38 protein-coding genes and 2 other RNA genes are annotated in these 25,468 nt (G+C 67.7%); 2 read left to right on the top strand and 38 right to left on the bottom strand.

What is annotated here, in order from left to right:
- Window positions 1-56: 56 nt before the first annotated feature.
- The 38 genes from CIB93_RS09225 to CIB93_RS09035 form a co-directional block, all read right to left on the bottom strand.
- Window positions 57-1,343: an HD-GYP domain-containing protein gene (locus CIB93_RS09225; protein WP_096625939.1), complete on the bottom strand. Its 1,287-nt coding sequence runs from the start codon at window positions 1,341-1,343 to the stop codon at window positions 57-59.
- Complete coding sequence (locus tag CIB93_RS09220; RefSeq protein ID WP_096625937.1) at window positions 1,340-2,761, bottom strand: HD-GYP domain-containing protein; 1,422 nt, start codon at window positions 2,759-2,761, stop codon at window positions 1,340-1,342. Before CIB93_RS09220 ends, CIB93_RS09225 begins: the two co-directional genes overlap by 4 nt.
- 98 nt (window positions 2,762-2,859) lie before the next feature.
- On the bottom strand, window positions 2,860-3,180 hold the full coding sequence (gene rsrA / locus CIB93_RS09215; protein WP_096625935.1) for a mycothiol system anti-sigma-R factor: 321 nt from the start codon (window positions 3,178-3,180) through the stop codon (window positions 2,860-2,862).
- On the bottom strand, window positions 3,177-3,833 hold the full coding sequence (locus CIB93_RS09210) for a sigma-70 family RNA polymerase sigma factor (protein ID WP_010061546.1): 657 nt from the start codon (window positions 3,831-3,833) through the stop codon (window positions 3,177-3,179). Before CIB93_RS09210 ends, rsrA begins: the two co-directional genes overlap by 4 nt.
- A 273-nt stretch (window positions 3,834-4,106) precedes the next feature.
- Window positions 4,107-4,766 carry an alpha/beta family hydrolase gene (locus tag CIB93_RS09205; RefSeq protein WP_373558725.1) on the bottom strand — a complete coding sequence of 220 codons (660 nt, stop codon included), beginning with the start codon at window positions 4,764-4,766 and terminating at the stop codon, window positions 4,107-4,109.
- A 17-nt stretch (window positions 4,767-4,783) separates the two neighbouring features.
- Window positions 4,784-5,599, bottom strand: a complete 816-nt coding sequence (locus tag CIB93_RS09200) for an SOS response-associated peptidase (protein ID WP_096625929.1) — start codon at window positions 5,597-5,599, stop codon at window positions 4,784-4,786.
- 35 nt (window positions 5,600-5,634) lie between these two features.
- Window positions 5,635-6,801, bottom strand: coding sequence for a site-specific integrase (locus CIB93_RS09195; protein ID WP_179500043.1), 1,167 nt, complete (start codon window positions 6,799-6,801; stop codon window positions 5,635-5,637).
- 33 nt (window positions 6,802-6,834) lie between these two features.
- Window positions 6,835-6,993 (bottom strand): helix-turn-helix domain-containing protein, encoded by a 159-nt coding sequence (locus tag CIB93_RS09190; RefSeq protein ID WP_257002107.1) that lies wholly within the window; start codon window positions 6,991-6,993, stop codon window positions 6,835-6,837.
- A gap of 20 nt (window positions 6,994-7,013) precedes the next feature.
- Entirely contained in the window at window positions 7,014-7,289 is a 276-nt protein-coding gene (locus CIB93_RS09185) for a hypothetical protein (RefSeq protein WP_143660021.1), read from the bottom strand.
- Window positions 7,286-7,522 (bottom strand): hypothetical protein, encoded by a 237-nt coding sequence (locus CIB93_RS09180; protein WP_096625921.1) that lies wholly within the window; start codon window positions 7,520-7,522, stop codon window positions 7,286-7,288. Before CIB93_RS09180 ends, CIB93_RS09185 begins: the two co-directional genes overlap by 4 nt.
- A gap of 11 nt (window positions 7,523-7,533) precedes the next feature.
- Window positions 7,534-7,962 carry a hypothetical protein gene (locus tag CIB93_RS09175; RefSeq protein ID WP_096625919.1) on the bottom strand — a complete coding sequence of 143 codons (429 nt, stop codon included), beginning with the start codon at window positions 7,960-7,962 and terminating at the stop codon, window positions 7,534-7,536.
- On the bottom strand, window positions 7,959-8,429 hold the full coding sequence (locus tag CIB93_RS09170) for a hypothetical protein (protein WP_143660020.1): 471 nt from the start codon (window positions 8,427-8,429) through the stop codon (window positions 7,959-7,961). Before CIB93_RS09170 ends, CIB93_RS09175 begins: the two co-directional genes overlap by 4 nt.
- 55 nt (window positions 8,430-8,484) lie before the next feature.
- Entirely contained in the window at window positions 8,485-9,048 is a 564-nt protein-coding gene (locus CIB93_RS09165) for a hypothetical protein (RefSeq protein WP_096625915.1), read from the bottom strand.
- A gap of 373 nt (window positions 9,049-9,421) precedes the next feature.
- The gene (locus CIB93_RS09155) at window positions 9,422-9,715 is read right to left on the bottom strand and encodes a hypothetical protein (protein WP_096625911.1); all 294 of its coding nucleotides are present in this window, start codon (window positions 9,713-9,715) and stop codon (window positions 9,422-9,424) included.
- Window positions 9,716-9,726: 11 nt separating this feature from the next.
- Window positions 9,727-9,790, bottom strand: an RNA gene (locus tag CIB93_RS09150) — hammerhead ribozyme type II.
- Window positions 9,791-9,807: 17 nt separating this feature from the next.
- The gene (locus CIB93_RS09145) at window positions 9,808-10,134 is read right to left on the bottom strand and encodes a hypothetical protein (protein ID WP_096625909.1); all 327 of its coding nucleotides are present in this window, start codon (window positions 10,132-10,134) and stop codon (window positions 9,808-9,810) included.
- Complete coding sequence (locus CIB93_RS09140) at window positions 10,131-10,706, bottom strand: hypothetical protein (RefSeq protein WP_096625907.1); 576 nt, start codon at window positions 10,704-10,706, stop codon at window positions 10,131-10,133. The genes CIB93_RS09145 and CIB93_RS09140 overlap by 4 nt, the downstream gene beginning before the upstream one ends.
- A gap of 14 nt (window positions 10,707-10,720) precedes the next feature.
- Window positions 10,721-11,053: a hypothetical protein gene (locus tag CIB93_RS09135; protein ID WP_143660019.1), complete on the bottom strand. Its 333-nt coding sequence runs from the start codon at window positions 11,051-11,053 to the stop codon at window positions 10,721-10,723.
- Between the two features lie 95 nt (window positions 11,054-11,148).
- A complete protein-coding gene (locus tag CIB93_RS09130; protein WP_096625903.1) occupies window positions 11,149-12,462 on the bottom strand; it encodes a DNA cytosine methyltransferase in 1,314 nt (437 codons plus the stop codon).
- 1 nt (window position 12,463) lies between these two features.
- Window positions 12,464-12,781 carry a hypothetical protein gene (locus CIB93_RS09125; RefSeq protein ID WP_096625901.1) on the bottom strand — a complete coding sequence of 106 codons (318 nt, stop codon included), beginning with the start codon at window positions 12,779-12,781 and terminating at the stop codon, window positions 12,464-12,466.
- 21 nt (window positions 12,782-12,802) lie between these two features.
- Window positions 12,803-13,072 carry a hypothetical protein gene (locus CIB93_RS09120; RefSeq protein ID WP_096625899.1) on the bottom strand — a complete coding sequence of 90 codons (270 nt, stop codon included), beginning with the start codon at window positions 13,070-13,072 and terminating at the stop codon, window positions 12,803-12,805.
- 10 nt (window positions 13,073-13,082) lie between these two features.
- On the bottom strand, window positions 13,083-13,631 hold the full coding sequence (locus tag CIB93_RS09115; RefSeq protein ID WP_096625897.1) for a hypothetical protein: 549 nt from the start codon (window positions 13,629-13,631) through the stop codon (window positions 13,083-13,085).
- Between the two features lie 75 nt (window positions 13,632-13,706).
- Window positions 13,707-13,979: a hypothetical protein gene (locus CIB93_RS09110; RefSeq protein ID WP_096625895.1), complete on the bottom strand. Its 273-nt coding sequence runs from the start codon at window positions 13,977-13,979 to the stop codon at window positions 13,707-13,709.
- 17 nt (window positions 13,980-13,996) lie between these two features.
- Complete coding sequence (locus CIB93_RS09105; RefSeq protein ID WP_096625893.1) at window positions 13,997-14,218, bottom strand: hypothetical protein; 222 nt, start codon at window positions 14,216-14,218, stop codon at window positions 13,997-13,999.
- Window positions 14,215-14,568, bottom strand: coding sequence for a hypothetical protein (locus tag CIB93_RS09100; protein WP_143660018.1), 354 nt, complete (start codon window positions 14,566-14,568; stop codon window positions 14,215-14,217). The genes CIB93_RS09105 and CIB93_RS09100 overlap by 4 nt, the downstream gene beginning before the upstream one ends.
- A gap of 12 nt (window positions 14,569-14,580) precedes the next feature.
- A complete protein-coding gene (locus CIB93_RS09095) occupies window positions 14,581-15,330 on the bottom strand; it encodes a DUF2786 domain-containing protein (RefSeq protein WP_179500042.1) in 750 nt (249 codons plus the stop codon).
- Between the two features lie 22 nt (window positions 15,331-15,352).
- Window positions 15,353-15,898, bottom strand: coding sequence for an antirestriction protein ArdA (locus tag CIB93_RS09090; protein WP_096625887.1), 546 nt, complete (start codon window positions 15,896-15,898; stop codon window positions 15,353-15,355).
- A 62-nt stretch (window positions 15,899-15,960) separates the two neighbouring features.
- A complete protein-coding gene (locus tag CIB93_RS09085; RefSeq protein WP_096625885.1) occupies window positions 15,961-16,149 on the bottom strand; it encodes a hypothetical protein in 189 nt (62 codons plus the stop codon).
- Window positions 16,150-16,171: 22 nt separating this feature from the next.
- Window positions 16,172-16,236: hammerhead ribozyme type II (locus tag CIB93_RS09080), an RNA gene on the bottom strand.
- 9 nt (window positions 16,237-16,245) lie between these two features.
- Window positions 16,246-16,668, bottom strand: a complete 423-nt coding sequence (locus tag CIB93_RS09075) for a hypothetical protein (RefSeq protein WP_096625883.1) — start codon at window positions 16,666-16,668, stop codon at window positions 16,246-16,248.
- Window positions 16,668-16,988, bottom strand: a complete 321-nt coding sequence (locus CIB93_RS09070) for a hypothetical protein (RefSeq protein ID WP_096625881.1) — start codon at window positions 16,986-16,988, stop codon at window positions 16,668-16,670. The genes CIB93_RS09075 and CIB93_RS09070 overlap by 1 nt, the downstream gene beginning before the upstream one ends.
- Window positions 16,989-17,001: 13 nt before the next feature.
- Window positions 17,002-17,367: a hypothetical protein gene (locus CIB93_RS09065; protein ID WP_143660015.1), complete on the bottom strand. Its 366-nt coding sequence runs from the start codon at window positions 17,365-17,367 to the stop codon at window positions 17,002-17,004.
- A gap of 90 nt (window positions 17,368-17,457) precedes the next feature.
- Window positions 17,458-17,772: a hypothetical protein gene (locus CIB93_RS09060; RefSeq protein WP_096625877.1), complete on the bottom strand. Its 315-nt coding sequence runs from the start codon at window positions 17,770-17,772 to the stop codon at window positions 17,458-17,460.
- Between the two features lie 79 nt (window positions 17,773-17,851).
- Complete coding sequence (locus CIB93_RS09055) at window positions 17,852-18,421, bottom strand: hypothetical protein (protein ID WP_179500041.1); 570 nt, start codon at window positions 18,419-18,421, stop codon at window positions 17,852-17,854.
- A gap of 298 nt (window positions 18,422-18,719) precedes the next feature.
- Window positions 18,720-18,977: a hypothetical protein gene (locus tag CIB93_RS09050; RefSeq protein WP_096625873.1), complete on the bottom strand. Its 258-nt coding sequence runs from the start codon at window positions 18,975-18,977 to the stop codon at window positions 18,720-18,722.
- A 1,250-nt stretch (window positions 18,978-20,227) separates the two neighbouring features.
- The gene (locus CIB93_RS09045; protein ID WP_096625871.1) at window positions 20,228-20,671 is read right to left on the bottom strand and encodes a hypothetical protein; all 444 of its coding nucleotides are present in this window, start codon (window positions 20,669-20,671) and stop codon (window positions 20,228-20,230) included.
- Window positions 20,672-20,750: 79 nt separating this feature from the next.
- A complete protein-coding gene (locus tag CIB93_RS09040) occupies window positions 20,751-21,560 on the bottom strand; it encodes a hypothetical protein (RefSeq protein ID WP_143660013.1) in 810 nt (269 codons plus the stop codon).
- A 29-nt stretch (window positions 21,561-21,589) separates the two neighbouring features.
- Window positions 21,590-22,594, bottom strand: a complete 1,005-nt coding sequence (locus tag CIB93_RS09035; protein ID WP_096625867.1) for a hypothetical protein — start codon at window positions 22,592-22,594, stop codon at window positions 21,590-21,592.
- Between the two features lie 842 nt (window positions 22,595-23,436).
- On the opposite strand from CIB93_RS09035, the gene CIB93_RS09025 reads away from it, so the two are divergent.
- On the top strand, window positions 23,437-23,790 hold the full coding sequence (locus tag CIB93_RS09025) for a hypothetical protein (protein ID WP_257002106.1): 354 nt from the start codon (window positions 23,437-23,439) through the stop codon (window positions 23,788-23,790).
- A gap of 17 nt (window positions 23,791-23,807) precedes the next feature.
- On the top strand, window positions 23,808-25,454 hold the full coding sequence (locus CIB93_RS09020; protein WP_096625861.1) for a terminase: 1,647 nt from the start codon (window positions 23,808-23,810) through the stop codon (window positions 25,452-25,454).
- Window positions 25,455-25,468: the final 14 nt, after the last annotated feature.

Raw genomic sequence — 25,468 nt, 5'->3', positions numbered from 1 at the left:
CGCTCTGCTTTCGCATCCAACCATGCCCGGCCCGACGCCCGCTCATTACCCATGGGTTACCCAGCCCCGGCCGGGGTCAGACCGCCCCGCGCCAGGACTCGTCCCAGCGCCTCCACCACCTGCGGCTGGTGGTCGTGCCCGGTGCCGAGCCTGAGGCGCTCCAGTGCGCCGAGCGGCCCGCTCACGCTTTCCCCGCACAGGTCGTCGTATGCGTTTACCGTCCTGACGATCCTGGCGGCGGGCAGTTGTTCCCGGTACGGATCGGCCTGCTGCTCGACCACCGCGGCCACCGCCGGGTCCACACCGGTGCGCCGGACGACCGCCCCGCCGAGAAGGGCGATGCGGCGCTGCTCGGCGGCGGGCAGCCGGACGGTGGCCCCGCCCGCGACCGGGTCGAGAAGGGAGAGCTGGCCGATGTCGTGCATCAGGGCGGCGTGCTCCAGGACGGTCAGCTGCGGTCCGGTCAGCCCCAGCTCCCGGCCTACGGCGGTGGCGAGCGCGGCGACCCGGCGGGCGTGACCGGGCGGGGTGTACCCGGCGATCTCGGTGGCGCGGGCGAGCGAGGAGACGGTCTGGCGGGAGGTCGTGCGCGCGGCCGCGTACCGGCGGAAGGAGACCTGCGTGAGCAGCAGCGGCCCGCACAGCACGGGCAGCGCCCAGAGCCCGGCGACCGCGACGCCCAGCGCCAGCACGACGCCGGTCGCCCCGACCGCCGGCCCGATCCCGGCGAGCGCGCGCAGCTCGTCACCGAGGAGCGGTGCGTACGGAGGCGTGGCGCCGGGACCCGCGGGCCGGTCCGCCGAGCGGGCCAGGAGGGCCGCCAGCAGGGCGTCGCACAGCGCGGTCAGCGCCAGCAGAAGGAGCAGGAACAGGGCGAAGGCCAGCCCGTCGCCGAACCAGCGGACCGCCTGCCCGGAGTTGTACAGCGGCTGGAAGCAGACGGCGGCGAAGCCCACGGTCAGCGTCCGGCGGGCGGCCCGGTCCGCGTCCACGCGGTGGCCGCTCGCCGCCCTGGGCACGGCGGCGAGCGCCTGCGCGGCGACCACCACGGCGACCACCTGGAGCGCCCCGTGCCCGGTCGGCCGTCCGGCGCTGTCCCCGAGCAGGGCGTACGCGAGCGCCCCGGCGGCCCCGAGCGGCGCGGGCTCCCGTTCCCCGGGGTGCGCACCCCGGCGGGCGGCCTCCCCGAGGACCACCAGCAGCCCGAAGGCCAACGCGTGTCCCGGCCCGACGAGCCCCTGCACCAGGGTGTGCGTGAACGCGGCGAGGGCGAGGGCGAAGGCGGTCCCGCGCACCGCGAGGACGACGGGGGCCGGCGGGGCGCCCGCGTACCCGCCGCTCACCGACGGCCTCCGGGGGACGGGGACGGGCGTGGGTCGGAGCCCGGTGCGCCGTGCCCCGCCGACCGCGCGCCGGGCACCTGGGCCGCCTCCCGGCGGGTCCCGTCCTCCGCACCCCCCGGTTCGTCCGCCGTGACGGCGGTGTCGGCGGCACTCCAGCCGTGCCGCTCCAGGGCACGGCCCAGCGCCCGCACCATGCGCGGGTCGAACTGGCTGCCCGCGCACCGCTTCAGCTCGGCGAGCGCGGCGGGCACGGGCCGGGCGCGCCGGTAGGAGCGGTTGGAGGTCATCGCGTCGAACGCGTCGGCGACCGCGACGACCCGGGCGAACTCGGGGATGCGCGAACCCCTGAGGCCGTAGGGGTATCCGCTGCCGTCGAGGCGTTCGTGGTGGTGCAGGATCGCGTCGCGCGCCTCGTCCAGGAAGGCGATGCCCCGGACGATCTCGTGCCCGTACTCCGGGTGCAGCTCCATGATCCGGCGCTCCTCGGAGGTGAGGGGGCCGTCCTTGCGGAGCACCCGGGTGGGTACGCCGAGCTTGCCGATGTCGTGCAGGATCCCGGCGAAGCGGAGTGCCTCCACCCGGCTGTCGTCCATGCCGAGTTCGCGGGCGATCAGCACGGAGGCCCGGCCGACCCGCTCGCTGTGGCCCCGGGTGTAGGTGTCCTTGATGTCGACGGCGTGGACGAGCGCGCGGATGGTGGCCCGGTGGGCGGCCCGCTCGCGGTGGTACTGGGCGAAGACCCAGCAGGAGACGGACATCGGCAGCAGGACGAGGAGCGCGGAGACCGGCCCGTACGAACTGCGCCACAGGACGGCCATCAGCAGCCCGGAGAGCGCGTGCACCAGGTGGGGGCCGAGCGCGCGCGGAAGCAGACCGCGCCAGGTGCGGTGCACGGGCCGCCGTTCCGCCGCCGCGAGGATGACCCCGTCGAGCGCGGTCAGGACCAGGCTGAAGGCGACCGACGCGGCGCAGACGGGCAGCAGGGCGCGCGGGAAGTCCGGTGCCAGGCCGGGGCCGCCGAGGGTCGCCGGTCCGCCGAGGGCGGTGTGGACCCAGGAGGCGGCGGCACAGGTGAGGGCGAGCTGGGCGGCCCGCCAGATCCGGCGGGCGGCGTGCGGGGGCCGCTCCACCCGCCCGGCCAGCGCTCCCGGGACCGCCACCAGCGCGGCGGCGGCGGGCGGCAGCAGAAAAGCCGCGGCCAGGAGCAACGGAACGGACGATACGGCGCCGGCGGTCAGGGAGCCGCCCGCGTGACGGCGACGGGCGGCCAGCTCGGAACCGAGACCCAGTGCGGCGAGCAGCGCCGTCGTGCCCCACGGGACCGGGGCGTCAGCCGCGTACACGGGGAGCGTGCAGCAGACCGCGCAGACGACCGCGGCCAGGATGCAGACGCGCGCCGCCGCCGGTGTGCCCCTCACGCCCGCACTCGCCCCCCAGCATGCTCGATGGAGGCGCCACGCTAGCGAGTTGTCCGGCTCACCGAGCCGCTACGGATCCGATTAGCACATTCGGGTGACTATTCGGTGGCGGTCGCCGACCGGTCCGTGCTGTGCACGGACACATCCTGGTCGGGCACGGACTCGCCGGCCCGGATCAGATCGATCCGGCCCATCACCTTGGAGCGCAGGTCGGCCGGGACGTCGTCCTGACCGCAGCAGCGCTTCACCAGCTTCTTCACGGCCTGCTCGAGGCCGTACTTCTCCAGGCACGGGGAGCACTCCTCGAAGTGCACCTCGAACTTGGTGCAGTCGCCCGCGGGCATCTCCCGGTCGAGAAACTCGTAGAGATGATCGAGCACCTCCGAGCAATCCGTCTCGTGCGGCTCTCCGCAGCTCATGAGGCCGAGCCCTTCCGATCGTCCGAGTCACCGGCACCGGCTGCGACGAGCCCGCGCTCACGGGCGTAGTCCTCCAGCATGCCGCGCAGCTGGCGGCGGCCGCGGTGCAGCCGGGACATCACCGTACCGATGGGAGTCCCCATGATGTCCGCGATCTCCTTGTAGGCAAAGCCCTCGACATCGGCGAGATACACGGCGATGCGGAACTCCTCGGGGATCGCCTGGAGCGCCGACTTCACGTCGGAGTCCGGGAGATGGTCGAGGGCCTGGGACTCGGCCGAGCGCAGACCGGTCGACATGTGCGACTCGGCGCGGGCCAGCTGCCAGTCCTCGATCTCCTCGGCGGCGCTGCGCTGGGGCTCGCGCTGCTTCTTGCGGTACGAGTTGATGAAGGTGTTGGTGAGGATGCGGTACATCCACGCCTTGAGGTTGGTGCCCTCGCGGAACTGGTGGAAGGAGCCGTACGCCTTGGCGTAGGTCTCCTGGACCAGGTCCTCCGCATCGGCGGGGTTGCGCGTCATGCGCAGCGCGGCCGAATACATCTGGTCGAGAAAGCCCAGGGCGTCGCGCTCGAAGCGCGCGTTGCGCTCGGCGGGCGTCTCCGGTGCGCGGCCGTCGTCGGTCCCTGTGTCGGTCCCAGTGACCGGACCCACCTCCTCCAACGATGTGGCGGAGCCGAAACCGGACCCGCTCGCATCGGAGAATAGTCGACCCTGCTTGGAGACGGCCTGTCGATTACCGCCGCTCAGGGGTCGCTCAGGGGTGGTCCTCGCCGCGGGCAGCACGCTCCACTCCAGGTCAGCGGTGTTCGAGCGGCTCGGGCAGATGGTCGAACCCATGCGACGGACTCCCTCTCCACGTACGACGTTGTTGTACCGACGTCCCGAACAACAGCGCCCCCGTGCGGAGCATTCCCGGGGCCCGTGTCACCCGAGTGACATGAGCCACCCGCTGACCGCTTCGGTGAGGATGCCCATCGTCTGTTCCTCGCTCAGCCCGGCCTTCTTCGGTACGGCGAAGCCGTGGTCCCCGTACGGCACTTCGGCCAGCTCGTACGGACCGGGCGGGAACTCCTCCGGCCGCCCGAACGGGTCGTTGCCGCCCTGCACCACGAGGGTGGGCACCCCGGCGCCGAGGAGTTCGTCGGCGCGGGACTTCTCGGGCCTGCCCGGGGGGTGCAGCGGGAAGCTGAGCGCGAGGACGGCCGCCGCGCCCAGCTCGGTGGCGGTGCGGCAGGCGACCCGGGCCCCGGCGCTGCGGCCCCCGGCGACGACGGGCAGCCCGGGCTCGGCCAGGGCGGGCCACAGTCCGCGCCAGCCGGTGTCGAGGGTCTTCGGGGCGGGCGCCACCTTCTTGCCCGCCACCCGCCAGGGCTGCTCCACCAGGGCGACGGTGACGCCCTGTCCGGGCAGGGCGGCGGCCAGGGCCTTCAGATCGCGGGCCTCGATGCCGCCGCCCGCCCCGTGGCTCACGGCCAGCACGAGGCGGGGCCGCGAGCCGGTCGTGGCGGGGAGCCAGGTGATCCGGGCCTCTCCGGCGTCGGTGGGGATGCTCTGCACGCTCTTCTCACGGCTCACGCGTCCCATCCTGCCTCCCCTCCCGTTCAGAACAGCGTCGACTCCTCCGGCGCGGCCAGCTCCTCCAGCAGCTCCGGTCCGTTGTTGCGGACGTTGCTGACGGCGGTGGCGACCGGGTAGGCCCGCATCAGCCCGCCGGGCGGCGGCTCCAGCAGCGCGCGCAGCTCGTGGAGGCCCGTGTGCGAGGGGTCCAGCCAGGCGTCCCAGCGGTCCGGGGTGAGCATCAGCGGCATCCGGGGGTGGATGTCGGCGAGGGCGCCGGGTCCTTCGGCGGGGGCGACCGCCAGCGGTGCGGTCTCCGCCTCGGTGGTGATCACCGAGCAGGTGACCCACCAGGCCAGCTCGTGGTCGCCGGGCAGGGTCGGGTCGCGCCAGAACTCGTACAGTCCGGCCATCGCGAAGACCGAGCCGTCGGCGGGGGTCACGAAATACGGCTGCTTGCGCGCCCGCTTCTTGCCCTTCTTCTCCTCCAGCTGCCGTTCCTCCGCGCCGGTGACCCACTCGTAGTAGCCGTCGGCGGGCAGGATGCAGCGGCGCTGAGCGAAGGCGTTCCGGAAGGAGGGCTTCTCGTGGACGGTCTCCGCGCGGGCGTTGATCATCCGGGCGGCGCCCTCGGGGGTCTTCGACCAGGACGGGACGAGCCCCCATTTCAGGGTGCGCAGCTGGCGAACCGGACGCCGGTCGTCCGCGTCCTTAACAGGACGCTCCAGAACCGCGTAGACCTCTTTGGTCGGCGCCACGTTCCAGTCCGGCTCCAAGGCCTCGGTGGGTTCCCACTTCTCGACGCCGAAGAGTCCGGTCAGGTCCTCGGGCTTCCGACTCGCTGCATACCGTCCGCACATTCCGCTCCACCCCTCTGAGCTGCATGAACGCTAGATCATGCGGCCACATCCAGCACCAAACCAGCACGGTGCTGAGTAATCGCTCCATCCATCACCCGGATCGCCCGTCCGGTGCTGTCCGGTGTCAGATGCCCGTACGTATCAGCCGTCTCGCTGATGTTCCTGTGTCCCAGCCACCTGGACACGTCCAAGAGTGGCAGACCGCTGCTGAGTGCCGTAGAGGCGAACCAATGCCTGAGATCGTGGGGCGACCACGAGTGGCCCAGGAGCTTGACCACCTTGCGAAAGTGCGTAGCGAAATCCGACGTGGCAACGTACTTCCCAGTGCCGGTCTGGAACAGTGCGCCATCCGGCCCGGTGCCGTACGTGGCAACGTGCTCGGCCACAGCCTCACGGAGGTTCGTCGGGAGCGGCACATCCCGCCAGTCGCCCTCACGGCGGTGCTTGAGAGGCCCCACCAGCAGTCCCCGGCCGCCCTTCCCCCGAGTGATCTGCCGACGGACCCGTACGCGGTCCTCGCCGAAGTCGCCGACCCTGAGACCCAGCACCTCACCGGTACGCAGCCCGAGCCCGGCCATGAGCCACACCGACAACGCAAGTTCTCGGCGAAACTCGTCCGCGATGTCCTGGATCTGCTGCCCGTTAGGGAGTCGCTTATCGTCCACTGCCTTGCTCGGCAGTTTCGGGAGCTTGGCACCGGTAAACGGGTTCCGGCCGATGTCACCGTTATTCACGGCCGCCTTGCACACGGACCGAAGGGGGGTCATGTAGGCATCGACGGAGTTCGCGGTGAGCCCTGCCGCCGTCATCTCGCGAGCGAGCGTCTCTATGTCCTCCGGCCGGAGAGTGGAGAGCAGGCGGTGACCGAGGGCGGGGAAGATGTGCAGCCGGAACGCTCGGTCGTAAACGCCTTCCGTTCCGACTGCCAGGTGCTGGCGCGCCACCCACTTCTCGGCGTAGACCTTGAGAGGAACGGCACCTCGCTTGGGGTCGAGGTAGGTCCCTTCTCGCTTGTCGTTCTCCATCTTCAGGCCGTGGCCTTCAGCCTGCTTCTTGGTGGGGAAACTCTTCTCCCGCTGCCTTCCGGTTCGCCCTCCGGGCTCCCTGTACCGAACAGTCCACGGATGACCGCAGCGAACCTTCTCGCACGGGTGGTTCCTGTTCGCCGGATCTGTCTTGCACTTCTGGATCACGCTGGCCACATGCTCTCCTCTCATTAAACGTACGCTCGTGCATCATCCGTAATGCTGATCGAGGTACGTGACGATGTCGCGTTCACGGAACCGGAGGAGGCGGCCCACTTTCTGGGCCTTGAGTCCCCACGTCCGGTACTTGTTCTTGACGGTGATCTCGCTGACCTTGAGCCAGTCGGCTACCTCTTCCGGCGTCAGCAACCGGTTGCTCCCGCCCTGCATCAGCGCCAGGTCACCTGGCTGGCTGTGCGCACGGCACGCCATGCCGTATCGGCAGAGGCGAGGGCTTGTTCGCGGTCGTCCCGGAGCTGCCGGATGCCTGCCGGCACTTGCTCCAGATCCTCCACACCGAGCAGCTTCGCGGCCCGTCCGAGCACCTCCGCCGGGTCAACCGCCGGAGATTGCTGGGCGGGGCGCGAGTACACCCGGCATTCCTGACCCGATACTCCAAGGACCCAGCCCCAGCCGTTGGCAAGCGCCTTCTCGCTGTGCTTCATGCGGCGGCCCCGAGGTACTCAGCGCGGGACTGTGAGGTGAGGTGCCACATGCCGTAGTCGCACTCGTAGAAGCGGTTCTCGCGGTACAGGCCGCGGCGGGTGCCCTTTCGGGCCCCTGCTCGGTCCCGCTTGGCCTGGGCACGTCCGAGTGCCTTCTCGGCGGTTCGCTCGTCGTCGTAGCCGCGCTCCTTTCCGCACCGGCATTTACTGAAGGCGACGGCTCTGATGGTCATGCCTGCTGTCCTCATTTCTGGAATTTGGCGCACGGGCAGGTGGGTATCTGACATGCGCCTCGTGCGGCGCTGGCTGCGGAGTGGGTGAAGGGGGCGTGACCGCACTCGGGGTGCTGGCAGTAGCCCTTCCAGCCCTTCTTGCCGGTGGTGTTGGCAAGCATCACGCCAGGGCTGTGGAGCTTGACGAGGCGACCGGTGCCCCCGATCGCGAGCTTCGAGGCGAACGACCTGGCTTCTGCCTCGTTGCCGAAAGGGGCCCAGTTGAGCCCCCGGCTCCCGTCCTTCCAGGTGTGCACGAGAGCGATCCAGTCGCGCATCTGGAGGATGCCGGCTACTTCCTTGATCAGGGTTCGGGCCATTTGGTCGGCGCTCTCGAAGGAGTCGTCCTCCAAGAGCGCCTTCACCGCGTCGATCTCCTCCCGGCGGGGAGTGAGCCTCATGCGCCGCCCTGGCCGGAGCCGACGAGGGCTTCCAGCCGCTCCAGGACGGCCGCGAGCATCTCGGAGTCCTCCTCGTGGATGTCGTCCATGAGCTCGTCCAACTCGGTGAGGCGCGAGTGGGGCACGTCCCCGTTCTCGTCTCGGATCTCGTCGAGATCCGCTACCTGCTTCTCGAACCGGTTCTGGATCTCACCCACGATGCTTCGCAGCTCGGCCATGATCGCAGGCACTCGCCCCGCTTCACGCAGGTCAGTGACGAGCTGTGCGGTCTCCCTGGTCGGACGGACCACCCGGACGGGGAAGGTGAACCAGTCGGGGTCCAGGCCCCAGGGGAAGCCTGCGACCTTCCAGGCGCCATCTCGCGTCTTGGTTCCGGTGTCGCCATCCGCGTCTCGAACCTCGATGCCGGCCGGGAGTGCATCAAGGACGGCCGGTTCTTCAATCAGGCATGTCGTAGTGCTGGTCACGATCTCCCTCTCTCTCGCCTGAGACACTATATCAATCACCGGGGTGCATCAACTCTTACAGTGCGGCGACGAGGTTCGTCACTCGGCGCCCGAGCTGGGCCTCCGTGCCGTCGTTGACGAGCTGGGCGTCGAAGGACCACCCGTCGAGAGCTCGCTCGCTAATGTGGGCCGACTCCTGAATGGGGCTCCGGCCTGGCCTGACCACCTGCACCACCAGGCCGCCTCGACTCTCAATGGCCCGCGCCTCGTTCGGGAACCTCACATCGGTGATCACTGTCGGGCGATCCCAGGTTTCGTAGTCGCGGAACAGGGTGTCGACCCACACGTCCTCCCCCAGCGTCCGCCGTCCGACCTCAGTGCCGCACCGTTGGAGGTAGCCGCGCACCTCCGGGAATTCGCTCTTCACGTACTCCCAGCCGTGGTTGTCGACCTCGTATGCAACGGTCGTTGTGCCAGCTTCGCCGAGCGGGTCGATCAGTACCGGGTTGAGGCGGTACAGCGCCTCGCGCACGGGGTCGGCGAACGCCTTGCGCTCCCACCCGGCGCGGGCGAGGTGGGTCGCTGCGGTGTCCTTGCCGGAGCGGGCGGCGCCCGCGAGTCCGATCAAGTAGGTCTTCATGAGCTGGGCTTCCTTTCGGTTCAGGTTTCTCGGCTGTCGACGAGGCGGTGGAGGCCGGGGGCATGCACTCGCCCCTCGCACACATCGCAGTCGCAGTCGTGCAGGCAGATACCGCAGGAGGGTTCGTCGCAGTAGGGGTCGGGGCCATGGAAGTCGTGGGCAGGGTCGGGGTCCGGGCAACTCCACGCTTCGCAGCTCCGGTCCTTCGCCCACGTGGGGTACAAGACGTGTTCGCGGCGGCCGAGGAGCCCGTGAACGAGCTGGTGGCCGGGGCATGCGAACTGGGACTCCTTCGCGCGCTCTGGGTCGAGGAATGCCGCCCGGCAGTGGAGGCATTGCCAGCGCTGTTCGGGCCGCTTCCGCATCTGGTGCGTCACGCGTCGGGGAGGAGTTCGGCCGTGGCGTTCAGGGGTGTGGCCACCGAGTTCGAGTGCGCCGGCATGGCGTCCGGCTCATCGGAGACATGCAGGCGCCAACGCTTGACGCGCTTGCCCCAGTCCTGCGCCATCACCTTCCTCGGGGCGGCCAGGATGCGGCCGGTTCGGGTGACGCTGTAGCCGCGAGTGTCCTTACCCGTCACCGTTACCCGCTGGCCCGCCCTGAGCTCTCCGATCTCCTGCGTATGCGGTACGTGGTCCGGTTCAGCGGCTCCAGGGTTCTTGCTCATGGTGTCCTCCTTACTGGCTGGCTCTTCAGGCCGCGGGAGCCTCCCGCGACGACCTCCTCTCGGGAGGTTTCGCCTTAGTTACACTCTTACAATCAGCTCTGTGAGTAGCACGCCTCTACAGGAATGCCGTGTTCTCGTGCGTGGGTGATCGTGTCCTCGGCGCACTTGGCGAAGAAGGCGAGGGCCGTCTCGGCGGCTTCGTCGAGCGTGGTGGCGAGCTTGAACTGAGGGTGCTCGATGGGGTGGAGCTGGTCTTCCCAGACCAGGTAGAGCTGGTGGCCGCGCCAGTAGATCGCGCTGGCGTCGTGGTGGCGGGCGTAGTCCTCGTGGAGGATGGTGTCGCCGGTCGGGCCGCGCTCGATTCGCACACGGATCGTGGCTCCGTCCGACAGTGTGATGGGCTCGGTGCGCGTCTTCATGCCGCGACCACCTGGCGCTTCCCGACGTAGAAGGCCAGGGCCCGGCGGGCTTCGGCGGTGGCCCACTCGTAGCCGTAGTGGCCCCAGCACGAGTCGACCTCTTCCCAGGTGGACATGGTCTCGCCCTCATCGTCGGCCCGGACCCAGTCGACGGCTTCCTCCACGATGTAGCCGTACACGTCGCCTTCGGCCCACGCCTCGTACTCCTTGCGCTCGGCGTCGAGGTACCCCTCGGGGAGCATTCCAAGGTCTTCGGCGTCCTCGCGCATCAGGTACCAGAGGGAGACTGGGCCGTGTGCCGGGCGGGACTCGATAACGATGGCGTTGTGGAAGATGCTGGCCCAGCGGGTGAACGTCTCGATGCCCTTCCAGCGGTTCCAGCTCACGCGGTTCCACGCTTCGGCGAGCGGGCCGCCGTCCTTGTCAACGGGTTCGTACTGGCCGAGGTGGGTGTCGACGGTGATGACGTGGGCTAGGTGGTCGTAGTCGTGGCGAGGGTTGGTGGCGTGTTCGTCGGTGGCGAGCCTGACGCGGAAGCGTCCGTCGTCGGTGGTCGCGATGATCTCGGTCATGTCGGTCCTTGCTTTCAGGCCGTGGGGACGGGGAAGTGGATGTCACAGGTGGAGCGGCGGCACGGTCGGCCGAGTTCGGCGATGAACTGCCGGTGGGCTTCGAACGCCTCGGTCAGCCAGTCGTCGCCGTCGGTGAACTCGGGCCGCTTCTCGGACCAGTAGGAGCGGACTTCGGCGATGTCGCGTATCTCGTGGAACTCGTTGGCACCGTGCTGGCAGATCAGGTCGACCCAGGAAGCGCGGACCCGTTCGTATCCGCGTCGGGAGTGGTCGTAGCCGGTGGCGGGGTCGATGTCGTCGATGGCGACGCCGGAGGCGGTACAGATGCCGGCTCGGGCATCGGCCATGGAGGTGAGGCGGTCCGCTTCACAGACGGGACAGTCAAAGGGGCTTCGGGCGTAGTGCATGAGCAGGAGGTTTGCGCGCATGTTCTCTCGATCGGTCAGGCGGCGAGCGTGTGCTCGGGCTCGGCAGGGGTGTGGGCGTAGATGTCGGCGAGGTATCGCCGCAAGGGCTTCTCCCAGTGGTGGGAGAGGAGGCTTCCGATGACGACGGCGCCCATCGGTGGGGCGACTACGTCGCCGATCTGTTGCGTGCAGCTCGACCGTGAGCCAGTCCACGGGTAGCCGTTGCGGAACCCGACCAGGAGCGCGGCCTCGTCGAGGCTGAACTTCCGGTCCTTGTTGTGCTCCCAGTACCAGCCGCGAATCTTCGAGGTGATGCCAGTCGCGGGCTTGTCCGCGCTCCAGCAGTTGCCGCCCGCCGTCTTTCGGACGCCTCTGGTATTGACGCTGATGCCCTCCGGCCAGCCGAGGGCATCGGCGGCCGTGGTGGTCGGCAGGGGCTCGGCGGGGGTGAGAGCGGCCATGTCGACGTAGGAGTGGCGGGCGGCCATGAGGAAGACGCGCTTCCTGCGGGAGGCCAGTCCGTAGTCGACGGCGTCCAGTACGCGGTACTCGGCGCTGCACCAGTCCGCCGACCACAGCTCTTCGCGTATCCCGTCGAGGATCGTCTCTGGGAGAGCTGAGCTCTGTTCCATGGCCAGCCAGCGGAGGTTGTCCCACTGCGCAGTCAGGGTGAGCGCCCAGATCAGCACCTCGGCGAGCAGGCCGATCCGCTCGTCCGTCATCTGGGCTATGGGAGCGCGGACCTCGTCCAGGGTGAGCAGAGGGCCGGTGAAGCCTGCGTAGCCATCCCAGTCGGGGTTGCTACAAATCAGGCAGTGGTCTGCCCACTCGCAGGGACTGCACTCTCCACTGTCGTGCCAGTGCCCGAAGGTGGCCTCGAAGGCCATGGTGAACACGTCTAGGAGGAGTTCCTGATTGCGCGGGTCTTGCCCGGCTCTCTTGCCGGCCGGGGACCAGCATTGGCACGGCGCCGAGACGACCAGGCCGACGACCCAGCGCAGCGCGGGGTGCTTCGGGTCGAGGGAGCGGACATCTGCGGTGATGCGCCGGAATCCGGCTGCGGAAGCGGTTGCGGAGGCGTCCTTGTGCATTTCGACGCCAACGGTGTCGAGGTCGTACTCCAGCACATCGCGTACACCAACGTCCCAACCACCGGGTCCTGCAAAGAGGTTGATGACTCGCTCGGCCTCCCATGGCTCCGGAGGGAAGAGCCACTCGGCGGGCCAGGGGGCCGCGATCTCGGCGAGCTCTTCCGGTGTCTTGCCTGTGAGGTCTGACTCCTCGGGAGTTCCGAGTGCCCCGGCCGTGTCGAGCCGTGCGAAGGAGCGCGGGCGGGTAATTGTGGTCATGTCAGATCACCGTCGAGTGGGCCCAGGCGCCTATCAGGGCGGGCTCTCCCTCGAAGACGGCCTCGACCAGACACAGAGCGTCGTCCTCGAACACCCAGCTCGGCTCAATCGGCTCATCGCTATCGGGGCCATGGGGGTAGGCGTCGGCCACACGCTCGGCAGTGATGCGGTGGGCGAGGTTGAGTACCTCGTCGTCGTGGAGGTCGGCTGGCACAGGTACCGTGCAGATCATCGATGGCAGGTCGTAGGAAACGCCTTCGGCGCTGGCTTCCCAGCGAACAACAAGGGTGATGCGGCGAGGTACGGCTACAGGGATCATGGTCTTCCTCAGATCGGGTGGTCAGTGGGTGCGGGCTTCACGCTGACGGCGGCGCTGGCAGCCTCCGCACGGCTCAAAGGGGCTGGGGTCGACGACCAGGAAGCCGGGCTTGATCACGGCCCCGGCGATGGGTCGCGTACAGCGGCCGGGGGTCGGCTCGATGTCGAAGCGGATCTCCCCCTGGTGGGACAGGTGGCGCTTGACGCGGCCGTGAAAGTGGTCGGAGAGATAGGTCAGGACCACGTAGGTGCCAACTGGCGCGTCCTCGGCGGTGTTGACGATGTGCAGCATCAGGGGACCTTCAGGCGGTGTAGGAGGCGATTCGGGCGCGAAGGTCGGCTGCGCGGGCTTCGGCCTTTCGCAGCGCATCGCGGGCTCCGCTGACGACCGCTTCGGCTCCGTCTAGTTCGCCCTCCAGCTCCAGCCGCTCGCTGACGAGCCGCCAGTCCGGATGGTCGGCCTCGAAGCGGATCGCGGCCTCCGTGACCATCTGGTTCAGCCGGGTGCGGGCAGCGGTCGATTCCCCGACCCCTCGGTCCAGCTCGTTCGCGAACTCCTGCCGACGTAGGGGGGTTTCCCGCTGCCAGAGGTCGGGGTCGTTGCTGTTCTCGCGCATGGCGGCTTCGGTTAGGGCGTGGACACGGGATCGGCGCGAGGCCACGCGGTACTTGCGCCCGCGGATCTTCACGTAGCCGGGCTCGCCCTTCTCGTCGAGCGAGGAGCTGATCGCTAGCCGGGCCTCGGGGCGGACCTGCCATTGGTCGCCCCAGTACGCGCTTCTGGACTTCGCGGCGATGATCGTGACGTGCAGGTCCCCTTCGGGGAACGGGTAGGTGGCGTCGTGGCTCATGGGTATCCTTTCGGGCGGCGCCCGCCCCTCCGCGACTCCAACGGGGAGGAGCAGGCGCCGTCTGCGTGTGAGAGATCAGAGGTTGAGGCGGTCGATGAGCTCGGAGACGAGCTGCTTCTCGTAGTTGCTGAGCGGGGTTCGGGGGGCCCTCGACTCCTCCTCGAACCACGAGGCCGGCCAGGTGTCGGTGGGAAGCGCGAGGATCAGGGCTTCGGCGGCGTCGGCGAGATTCAGGCCCGCCACGTGCTCGTCCTCCCACGGCCAGGAGTGGCCCTCTTCGGGTTCCTGGCGCATGTTCTTGACGGCCTCGTCCAGTTCGCTCACGAGGTGCTTGACGCGGTCTTTCATGTGGTTCTCCGGCGGGGTTAGTAGACGTTGGCGATCTCGATGACTTCCTTGGACTGGATCTCCTCGAAGGGCGGCACGAGCTCGTACCACTCGTTCTCGTTGTCGTTGAGCCAGTCGCGAAGGCCGTCCTCGTCGCACACGTCGCCGTCCTCGTCGAGGAACTCGTCGGGTACGTCGATGTCGATCTCGATCTCGCCGTGCGTGACGATCTCGACAGGGAACTTGACGATCTTGTTCACGCCGCCACCTCGTCAGCCTCGCGGCTCATTTCGACGAGGGCCGCAGTGAACTGCTTCTCCACCAATGCCTCTGCGTCATCAGCCGTGGGCGCCTCGACGAGCCGCGTGAAGCGGTACAGGTTGTGCGTCGAGTAGAAGCTGCTGCTCTGTTCGCCGTGGTGGCCCGGGAAGATCCCGGCGATCAAGAGCTCCTGACTGTCTTCGTCGTGCAGGGCCGCTACGGTCCACGGCTTCATCGGTTCGGGCACGGGTACTCCCAGGTGGATTCGGATACGGCACGGGCCGCAGGTCAGGTCTTCGTCGAGCAGCTCGGGCACGTGGCCGCACTCGACGCACAGTTCGGTGTTCACCGGGCGGCGCGGCTACGACGCGAGCGCGGACTTGCGCGCGTCGTTCAGGCGCTTCGAGCCGAGGTCCGCACGCTGGCCGGCCAAGTCGCCGTCCCGCCAGCCGCTTCCGCGAAGGTTGCGCTTGGCGGCGGGGCGGACCTTGGGGTGCTGGGCGGTGAAGATCGCCCGGATTGTGTCCTCGCGCTGAGCAAGGACCAGCGCGGTAGATGCCGAGCCGCCGGGGAGAGTGAGGTCCGCTTCCTCGACGGCCACCTGTTCGGCCCGCTCAAGGCGCTTCTTGACCGCGTAGCGGAAGCCCGTCAGCCACGCCTTGCGGTAACTGGTGGTCGACTCTCCAGGCTGAGGCCGCCCCTGCTTCATCCCGTTGAACGCCTGGAGCAGGAGGGAGGTGTAGAGCATCTCGGCGCGTTCGAGCATCGACTCGTAGCCGTACATCTTGAACTTCTGGACGTACTTGCCCGACTCGCGGTCGTAGACCCGCCAACGGATACTCTGCCCCCCGAGGGCCTTGACGATGGAGCCGAGCAGGAACGTACGGTCGAGAAGGTAGGTCCCCTTGATGTAGAGCACGCGCTGTGCAGGCTTGTCGGTCTCGGGTGCCTTCTCGGCGAGCATGGCCCGCTCGATGCCGTACTTGGACATCAGGTCGGCGGCCTTGGCGAAGTACGCTTGTGCTTCTTCGGGGGATGCGGCCGGGTCCTCGGCTTTCGCAAGGATGGCGCGGATCTTGGCAAGTGTCTTGTCGTGTGTCTGGGAATTCATGGTCACTCTTCTTGCTAGGGTGTTAGCGCGGGCAGAAGACGTACACGCCGCCAGGAGCGTCCTCGGAGTGGAATCCGCCGCTAAACAACTCCTGGGCGGCATAGTCCCAATCGATGGCGTTGAACGGCCAGACCTGCATGCGCGCCTGGTCCTCCGGCTGGGATGTGTCCTCGGCCCACTCCTGGGCGAAGTGCCCTTCGTTCTTGTGGAATCCGCGGAACTCCTCACGGAACCGTTCGACCCAGTGGGCCCGTTCGGACTGCTCGCCATACACCTCGACCCAGGCCGAGAACGGCGCGGCCTCGTCCTCGGACAGGTCGGCCAGGACCTCCGCGAGCTCAGCCGCCTCGGACGGCGAGCACTCGCCTTCGAGGACTCCGCAGAATCCCTCGTGGTCCATGACCCACAGCTCTTCATGGTTGGTCTCGCGGCCGTGCAGGTCTTCCGGGGTGACAAGGTCGGCGGTGTCGGCGTCGTACCAGTCGCCCACCAGGCGGCCGGCGTTGTAGCAGGCCAGACAGCCGATCCACACGCTTGGCTGTATGCCGGTGGACAAAGTGGTGCTCATGTTGTTCCTCGCGTTCGGTTGGGGCCGCCGGGGTGATGTCGCTCGCCCCGGCGGCAAGGGGGTCAGCTCTGGACGGCGCGGCGCTCGACGTGGCGGCGGAGCGACCTGACGGACTCCAGGGCAACGAAGGCGGCGACGCTTGAGGCCGTGAACTGCCACAGATTCGGGTCCACGTCGATCAGGACCCAACAGGCGGCAGCGAATGCCCCGGCAAGGGAGCTCTCGACGAGCGCGTTGACAAGCTGTTTCATGGAAAACTCCTCAGTGAATTGATGCGGGCTGGCATCATCAGGGGGGAGGAACCACCTCCCGCCGACCTCCTTTCGGAGGTTTCGCCTTCGCATGGGTCAGAATTCGTCGGCGTCTTCGAGGACAGGCCGCACGTCACGGCTCCGGGAGACGCCAAGTGATTTGTGCAGGTCGTCAAATACCTGCTGGAGTTCCCGGCCGCACACGTCGCAGAGGAACTGACGGTTGGATGGCGTGCGGGTCCACGGACCGCGTCGGCCGGTGGTAGGGCCACACAGCTCGCACAGGCCCCCGCCATCGAGGTGCTCGAATCCGATGGCCGTAGCCCCGTTGTGTGGGCTGGTCGTCTCGACGTAGGCGTGGCCCTGGCGTGCCGCCTCTCGATAAGCGGCGCGGAATCCGTAGTCCAGCCACGTGCCGCCGTGACGCCACGAGGTACACGAGTCGCCGTGTTCCTCCGGCTTGTCGCCAACGGACTCGCAGATATAGAGGTCATACGTCCAGGCCGGGGAGTGCTCCATCACAGGTGCTCCTTGGTGGGGCGCCCGGCCAGTACGGTTGCGAAGTTCGCCATCATGACCATGGCCATGTCTTCGAGGAGCTGGCCGCCGTCCGGCACCGGAGCCCCGAGCACTCGGAGAGTGGTGAGGGAGCGCTCGATGAGCCTGGCCATGTCGTCGGTGTCGACGAGGTCGGAGCAGAGGTCGCAGGCCCGCCACCGGCCGTCGTTCGGGAGCGGCGTCACTACCCCGTCGTCGCTCATCAGGGCGACGTGAGCGCGGTCCTGCGGGACGTACAGCCAGCGGGCACCAGGCAGGCTACAGAAGTCACATGTGGACATGTCCGATCCCCCGTCAGGCCACGAGGGCGAGCTCAGACCGCTCCCCCTGGTAGTGGAGGTCGTCCTCGTCGTCGTCACCCTCGGCGTGACACTCCAGCCACAGATCGGCGACATGCGGATGGTCGACGGCGCGGAAGAAGTCCGCGAGCGACTCGGCTTCCGAGCAGGTCAGCTTGTCGGCTATGTGGCTGGCCAGCATCCCGTCGTCGAAGAGATCCGCGAGATCGCAGGCCGCAGAGCGGTACTGGCCAAGACGGTCGACAGCCATCTCCACCGCATCGGTGGCCAGGGCCATGTAGAGCGCCGTGGTCTGCCGCTCAATCCGCAGTGCACCCCACGGATTCAGGGCCCGGCTCAGCCACGAGAGGACGGCCGGCATGTGACTCGCCGCAGACTTCACCGCAGTCAGGCATGGGAGGGCGAGGCGCTTGAAGGCACGCATGGTGTGTTGCTCCAGGGGGTTGTGTGGCTAGAGGCAGAGAAGGGGCGGGGTGATCAGGGAGAGCTCGCCTGCGACCTCCTGGACGGAGATGCCGTGCGGCTCCCAGACCCCGCAGTCGGGGTCGCCCTCGCAGGGGCAGTCGCGGCGGGAAGTCTCGACGAGCGCTTCAGCTCCGAGCCGGGCGAAGCTCAGGGCCTCGTCCTCGGTGGCGAAGCGGGTCTCCTCACGGTGGTCGTGGGTGACGAGGAAGCCGGGCCCGTCCGGCTCGACCTCCCACAGGCCCAGGAGATCGGCGACCTCGTTCCAGACGCGCACCTCGTAAGGGCGGGCGGTGGCAGACATGTGTCCTCGCAATCGCAGGGGAAGCCGCCCCTCCCTATGAGGGGGAAGGCCAGGGAGGGGCGGCAGATCAGGGGATGGGTCAGGCCATGAGGGCGAGCTGACCGGGGATCTCGTTGCGCATGAACTCGCGCCCAAGGTTCAAAAAGTGCTCGGTGCGGCCGTAGTCGTACGCCTCTCGGGCGTCGTCCCAGTCCGCATAACCGTCAGGCTCGTAGTCCGAGAGGTCCCAGAGCCGCTCGGAGGCGTGCTCGACGGTGCTCTGGTGGTCGGCCTCGGAGTCGTAGGGGTAGTGGAGCTTGATGTCCTGGAGCACCTCGGCGAGGTTCTTCTCGAACTCCTCGCGGCGCTGTTCGTAGTAGTCGTCCTCGTTGAGGAACGGGTGCTCATGCTCGATGTACTCGGCCAGGGCGACGGCCGTGCGGAAGGCTGCGGTGTAGGTGCGGGTGCCGTGGCAGTCGCCCTCGCACTCGTACCCCTCGCAGATGCCCACCGAGGCATCGCAGTGCGACGGGCACTCGTCGGTGTGCGTGCCGGGGCAGTCGTCATCGCAGCCACCCTCGTAGACCTGCACGAAGAGCTGACCAACGTCCCAGGCGCTCGACCCGCGCCCGAGCTCGCAAACGTGCTCGTCCGAAGTCTCGGTGTCCAAGCAACCTTCGTCAGCGGCCTCGCGAATCAGATCGCGGGCGGTCTCGAAGTTCGACTTGTCACCGATCCATCCGGCGGAATCGTGGTGCCACCAGAACATCTCGACGTGTGTGGGCCCATCACTCCAGGCATCGCGCCATGAGGGCCAAGATCGGTGCGCCTCGTCGAGGCAGGCGGCGTACTTCGCAAGGGCCGCTTCTGTCGGCACGGGCATCCGGTTCATGTCTGTCCTCGCATCGGGTGGTGCTCCAGGACTCACCCGGAGCACCACTGTTCAACTATTACAAACGCCTCGCAGGTCAGACGCCCAGAACCAGCACGCCACCCAGCTCGCCGACCACCAGGCGGAGCACCTCGTTCTCCAACGCAACCTCCAGGGCGACCCGCGCCATCTCGTCCTCGGACTCGCGTCGAACCGCGAGCTCAACGCGGGCGGCGTCGAGCTCCCGGGCGACCAATTCGAGTCGGCTGGTCAGGTTCTCGATCCACTCCTCCACAGACGGCTGGTAACCACTCGGAACCTTCGCCAGAGATACGCCCTGCATGCCCGTCTTCATGTTTCTCCCCTTCGTCGATGCCAGGCGGTCACCCGGCGGCGTGACGCTCCACCGAATGTGAAGCGACTCGATCACGTCGCGTCAACTATTACAAACGTTTCGCGATCATGGCGCCTCCCGGTGGCTTCGCACCTACGCCCTGTGGCGCCGGGAGGCTCCGGCCAGTGGCCGGATGTTCAACTTGAGCGGTTGGTGGGTGAGGCCCGCTCAGTACCTCATCTCACCGCCCATCTTCGAAGCCGTTCCCGTTCCGATCACCTCGCTTCCGAAGTTCTCGACCCGTTTCCGGCCGTCCGATGATGGACGGTGAGCCCTGGACACCGCAGTCACATTCCCGCCTACCGATCCTTCCGACCCCCTGGACACCAGACCGCAGGGCATCCCACGGACCGGCACAGCGAGTTACGTCAGTTGGATGCGGCGCCCGACCGCTACCGGCTGGATAGACCGGTACGGGCAACGTTCCTTTCACCTGGGTGGCTGTACCCGACGGGGTTCTCGTCGCCATCCACCTTCGCTCACATCAGACAGCAGGATGCCCTACCTACGCTCGCTCCAGCTTCAGGGCCGTGGTCGCCCATCCTTCACCCCCGCTGCCTGCCTCACGGCGGTAACGGGACGGTGGTTTCGCTGCCCAGTCGCGGCATGTAAGCCGATCGGCCGGGGAAGTGTTGGTGCCTCGCGGTCTCCCGCTTGGCGGTGACTCCGACCCTAGCGGGCCTCGGTCATCTTTCGCAACTCTATCAAATGCTTCGCTGCGATCCGCCCTGAAAGCCGGTCGGCCAGGCAATCCCTTTGTCCTGACCGCTGCCCGGGTGTTCCGTTCGGCGGTGATTCCGATCTTAGCGGATCGGAATCGTGTTTCGCAACTCTTGCAATCGCTTCGAGTGGCGTGCCGTCGCTCTGCTCCACCTGCCTCGCGGCTGGCGTCCCGTTGCGGCGACAGGAAGAACATTACCCCAAGAGAATCAACTATTGCAATCCCGTTGGCGTATTCGCAGGTCAGGGCCGGTTCCTAGGGATTCAGTGCGCGATGTGCGCGCGTTCCTTGGCTCCGCGCGCCGCGCGCGTACGCGGTTCCCTCTGGGGGGTGGGGGGTGACCCCCTGGAGGCGAAGAGCCGGACCGCCACGTCTTAGCAGCTCGGATTCTGCCACGGTTCCGGGGTCGACCAGTGGTCGCAGCCCCGCCTGCCACCGGGGCAAACGGGGCTGCGACGCGTGCAGAAAGCGGGCCTTCAGCCTCTCTTCGTCACCCCTTCAGCGCCTTGAGTGCTGTCGGGCGGGACATGACGCGGCCCGCCTTATCGGCGACGCGATTCTTCGACAGACCTGCCCGGTGTGCGTTGCGCATTGCCTCCGCCAGATCCTTGCCGGCCTGTTCCGCCACGTGGTCAGCGATGAGTTTCGCCTCAATGGCCACTTCGAGAGCGTGCACGGAAGGCTCGACTGGCGTGGGGTCGTCGACTGCGGCGTAGGTACCGTTCGTGCCGGTCACCTCCACCGCCATGACGTGTTCCTCAGCGTGCTCGGCCGGGGGGTCGGTTCGCCAGCGCTTGAGGATCTCGCGGGCGAGGTCGTGAGCGGTCCCCGTCCAGTCCGCGGCGATGCCGGCGGCGATCTCCCGGCCGTCGATGAGCTGGAGGTCGGGGCCGACGATCGTGTACTCGAAGATGAGAGCTTCGTGTTCTGCCATGCCGCCAGGATGCCAGTCAACGCCTTGACCAGTCAAGTGCTTTACCGATAAAGGCGTTGACCAGTGTTGGAGCGGCAGGTCAGGCTGCCTGGACCTCGCCGAGGTACCGGTAGCCAGAGCGGACGGAGCACCCAAGCCTGTCTGCCAGTGCCGGTCCGGAGACCTTCGCCCCCTCTGCCTTCATGGCGGCAACGGCCTCCTTCACGACGGCGAGAGGCACAGCCTTCTTGGCACGCGCCTTCTGCCGGGGAGCGCGCTCCGTCACCTTGGCCACTGCCAGTTCCTCGGCGATCTCCTCCGCCAGATCCTCGTTCTCCTGTGCCAGTTCCTCGGCCGCCTGCGTCAGCTCGTCGAGGCTGTTCTTGACGCCGTGGATCTTCGACAGGAGCACTCGCCCTTCGAGGTCGAGGGCCTCGCCGAGCTGGAGTGCCATGAGAAGGAGAGACTCCTCCAGCTCGGCGATACGCTGCTCCGCTGTCACCGAGGCCGGCGGTGTCGCTGCCATGTGGAGCATGTGTGCCACGACGAGCGGCGGCACGGCGGAGACGACGGCAACCAGAACGGCCGACGTTGCCATGTAGCCCCTGTCGATCAGGTGTGCCACCACCTGAGCCGCGAGTGCCAAGCCCAGTGCCAGACCTGCACCGATGGTGGCAGTGACGCGGCCGGGCGCCTTGGCTCGACGGCGAACGTCGGAGATGACGGCGGCGCAGGCGGCGTAGGCGGAGATCGACACTGGCATGAGCCAGGTGATCCAGCCGTGCCAGCCCGCCAGTTCTGCCATCCGGATCTCTCCGGGGACGGACATGACGAGGGCGGCGACGAGGACGAGGGGCCTGCCAGCGGTGAACACCGAGCGGGCGTACCAGGGCATGTGCATGGGAGACATATGTCTGCCTTTCTGCTACGCGGTGGCTGTCAGGCAGCGGCGAGGACGGGGCGGCACTTCTTGCCCTTGGCCACAACCCCGCTGTCGCGCCGCTGGCGGATCGCGGCCAGGAGCTCAGCCGCCTCGGGACTCACGGCAGAAGGCTCCGGAGGCACTGCCATGGCCGGGGCCGGAGTACCCAGGTCCCCACGGATGGTGGCGCTGTCCTCCTCGTCGCGGCAGGAGCCGCAAACCGTTCCGGTCCGCCCCTGCGGGAAGACGGCGCCACAGCCTTCGCAACGAGCACGTGTGTCCGGAGCGGGCTTCGGCCTCGGCTTCGGCTTGGCTGGCATCTGGTTCTTGAGCCGATACGAGACCAGTGCGGCGGCGGAGTCGACAGTCTCTGGCAGGCGCGTGGTCAAGGCGGTGACGATCTCCGAGGAACTGTGCCCCTCCGTGAGCCAAACAGCGGCGAGCGGAGTGAGGCGGAGGACTTCGCTCGTGCTGAGCTTGAGGCGATGGTCGGCGTCAGCCAGGCGAGCCAGGGTCGATGCGGCCTTGCCCGTCTCGCCCTCAGCCGGAGTGCCCTGGTCGCTCTTCTCGCCAGAGGCTCTCCCCTCCTCCTCGCGGGCCTCGCGCTGCTCGGCGCCCTCGCACTCAACGGAGGGTCCGGGGAGGAGGTTCTTTACCCGGTTCTTTACTCCCTTGGGAGATCCGCCGACTGACCGGGTACCCGGCTCACCGGCCGCCGGAATGTGGTTGCTCGGAAGGTCTGAGACGTGTGTCTGGGTGCACCAGCGTCCGGTTTCGGGGTGCTGGTAGCGCTCGCGGCGCAGGTAACCCGCGTCTTCGAGCTGTCGGAACGCCTTGGAGACGGCCTGTCGGCCTTCGTCGACGGCGTCGGTGATGCTCTCGACGGTGGCCTTCGCCTCGTCGGGCATGGACAGCAGAGTGACCAGGAGCCCGCGGGCGGTCAGGGACAGCTTCTTGTGCCTGGCTGCCTGGTTCGGCATGACCACGAAGGCGCAGTCGTGCCGGTTACGATGCACGCGCATCGAGAGTTACCCCTCTCGGTGTCGACGACCCCGGCGAGGTGTGCCTGCACCTGTGACCCGGGGTCGTTTGCTTACGGTGCCACGGAACCTACGACATAGTGTGACCTCTTTGCAAGACTTGAAGCTAGCTTGCCCTCGCCGACCCTTCGGGCTGACGTGACCACCGTCACACCGTTGAGTCTTTCCGGAAACGCCTGCGGGCTCCGTATATACAAGTAGAAGGCTTTCGCGCTTGGCATTATGACTTTCTCAATGGGCCCCCTTCGGGGCCCACCGGGCGAAGCCTCTTAGGTCTACCTACAGGACCTATCCGCCGTTGCCATCAGCCCCCTTCTTCAAGATTTCAAGGGGGTTCGATGGGCTGGTCAAGCTCAAGTCGAAGAGACCGCCTGCCAGCGAACTGGCCACAAATCCGCGCCCGTGTCCTTCGGCGGGACAGAAACCAATGCACGGCCAGAAACCAATACGGCGTGCGGTGCCCTGAGATCGCCACGGACGTGGACCACATCAAGCCCGGTGACGACCATCGAGAAGCCAACCTTCAATCGCTCTGCGGGTGGCATCACCGGGTCAAGTCCTCTCGCGAGGGCGCGGTGGCCAGTGCCGCCGTTCGCAGGCGGAACGCGCGCCGCTTCCGCAGGACCGAGGATCACCCGGGCCTCCTGTGACCGCGTTGGAGCTCCAGGCCGCATGCCTGTTGAGCTCGCGCCGGCCCCCGAGACCGCTCTCCGTCTCCGGGGCCTCAAACCTGAACGGAGGTGGACGCGATGCCTGGCCCTGTGCCGAGCCGCGAGGCAGATCTCGCCCGCCCCCGAGAGCGCAAGGGCGGAGAAGTCCAGTCCGTGACCAAGGGTGTTCTGCGTGACGTGAAAATCCCAAACGCTGACCGCGACTGGCATCCGATTTCCCGTCGCCTCTGGGATTCCCTCAAGTCGAGTGGGCAGGTCGATTTCTACCAGAACAGCGACTGGGCTTTCGCTTACTCGCTGTGCGAAGACCTCTCCTATTACAAGAAGTCAGGAAAAAGGTCCGGCCAGATGCTTCAGACCATCTACTCCGCCTTTGAGCGACTCCTCGTCGCCGAGGGCGACCGGCGCCGCGTGCGCATCGAACTGCACGAGCCGGAGCCGGAGGAGCAGTCGGCGGCCGTGCTCGCCATCGCCGATTACAAGAAGGATCTCGGACTCGCCGAGTAGCGCCGGAGGTGAGCCGTATGCCGAAGGCTCCCCCCGCGCTCGCGGCCGAGGACATCGAAAGACTTGAGCCTACGTTCCTCGGGCCTACGTGGAGGCGCGAGCCGGACGGCTCCTGGTCGTTGCCGACGCGCACGCTCGGATGGCAGATCGCCGGGTGGTGCGCGGAGTATCTGAAGGCCGAGGACGGCGGCCCCTGGCGCTTCACGCGCGAGCAGCTTCGCTTCCTCCTCCACTGGTACGCGGTGGACGAGAACGGCCGGTTCACACACCGCAAGGGCGTCTTGCAGCGCCTCAAGGGCTGGGGCAAGGACCCCCTGCTGGCCGTGATCTCGCTCGTCGAGTTCGTCGGCCCGAGTCGCTTCTCGCACTGGGGCCCGGATGGTCAACCGGTCGGCGTCCCCCATCCGCAGGCGTGGGTGCAGGTGGCGGCCGTCAGTCGGGACCAGACCCGCAACACCATGACCCTGATGCCATCCCTGATCTCGGACAAGATGATCGAGACGTACGGCATCAAGGCCGGGGCCGAGTTGATCCGCGCGCACGGCGGCCGGCAGAGACTCGAAGCGGTCACCTCGTCCTTCCGCGCCCTCGAAGGCGGGCGCGTGACCTTCACGGTGCTCAACGAAACGCACCACTGGGTCACGGGCAACTCCGGCGACCGGATGTACGAGACGATCGACGGCAACGCGACGAAGAAGGACTCGCGCTACCTGGCGATCACGAACGCGTACCTCCCCGGCGAAGACTCGGTCGCCGAGAAGATGCGCGAGGCGTACGAGAAGATCCTCGAAGGCCGCGCCGCCGATGTGGGTTTCCTCTACGACAGCATCGAGGCACACCCGGCAACTCCCCTGACGCCCGAGGCGATCAGGATCGTGCTGCCGAAGATCCGCGGCGACGCGGTGTGGCTGCGAGTCGAAACGATTCTTCAGTCCATCCTCGACACGACCATTGCGCCGAGCCGCTCGCGGCGGATGTGGCTGAACCAGATCGTGGCGTCCGAAGACGCGCTGTTCGGCCCGGCCGAGTGGGATGTGCTTCGCGACGACAGCAAGACCCTTCAGCCCGGCGACGCGATCACCCTCGGGTTCGATGGTGGTCTCCGCGACGACTCCACATGCCTGATGGCCCTCCGCGTGAGCGACATGTGCGCTTTCACCCTCGGGCTCTGGGAGAAGCCGGACGGCCCCGCAGGGAAGGACTGGGAGGTCCCCCGCGACCAAGTCGACAGCGCCGTCCACGAAGCGTTCAGCACCTTCAGCGTGCAGGGCATGTACGCGGACGTGGCTCTCTGGGAGAGCTACATCTCCGAGTGGGCCGAACTCTACGGCGAGGGCCTGGCCATCAAGGCTCCGGGCAAGGACGCAATCGGCTGGGACATGCGCACCAGCCTGAAGGCTTCGACGCGCGCGAACGAGCGATTGATGCGCTCGATTTTCGACCGAAAGGTCTCCCACGACGGCGACCGCAAACTTCGCCGACACGTACTCAATGCACGACGCCGCGTGAACAATTTCGGCGTCTCATTCGGCAAGGAAAGCCGCGAGAGTCCGAAGAAGGTCGATGCATACGCAGCGTTGATGTTGGCTCACGAGGCCCTTTTCGATCTCCGCGCTCGTGGCCGGAAGGTCCGCAAGCGGACTGGCCGTGGCTACTTCCTGTGATTCACCCGCTAAAC

It is taken from the genome of Streptomyces sp. WZ.A104 (assembly GCF_002382885.1).
Taxonomy (GTDB): Bacteria; Actinomycetota; Actinomycetes; order Streptomycetales; family Streptomycetaceae; genus Streptomyces.
This window is presented reverse-complemented; position numbering and strand designations above follow the sequence as displayed.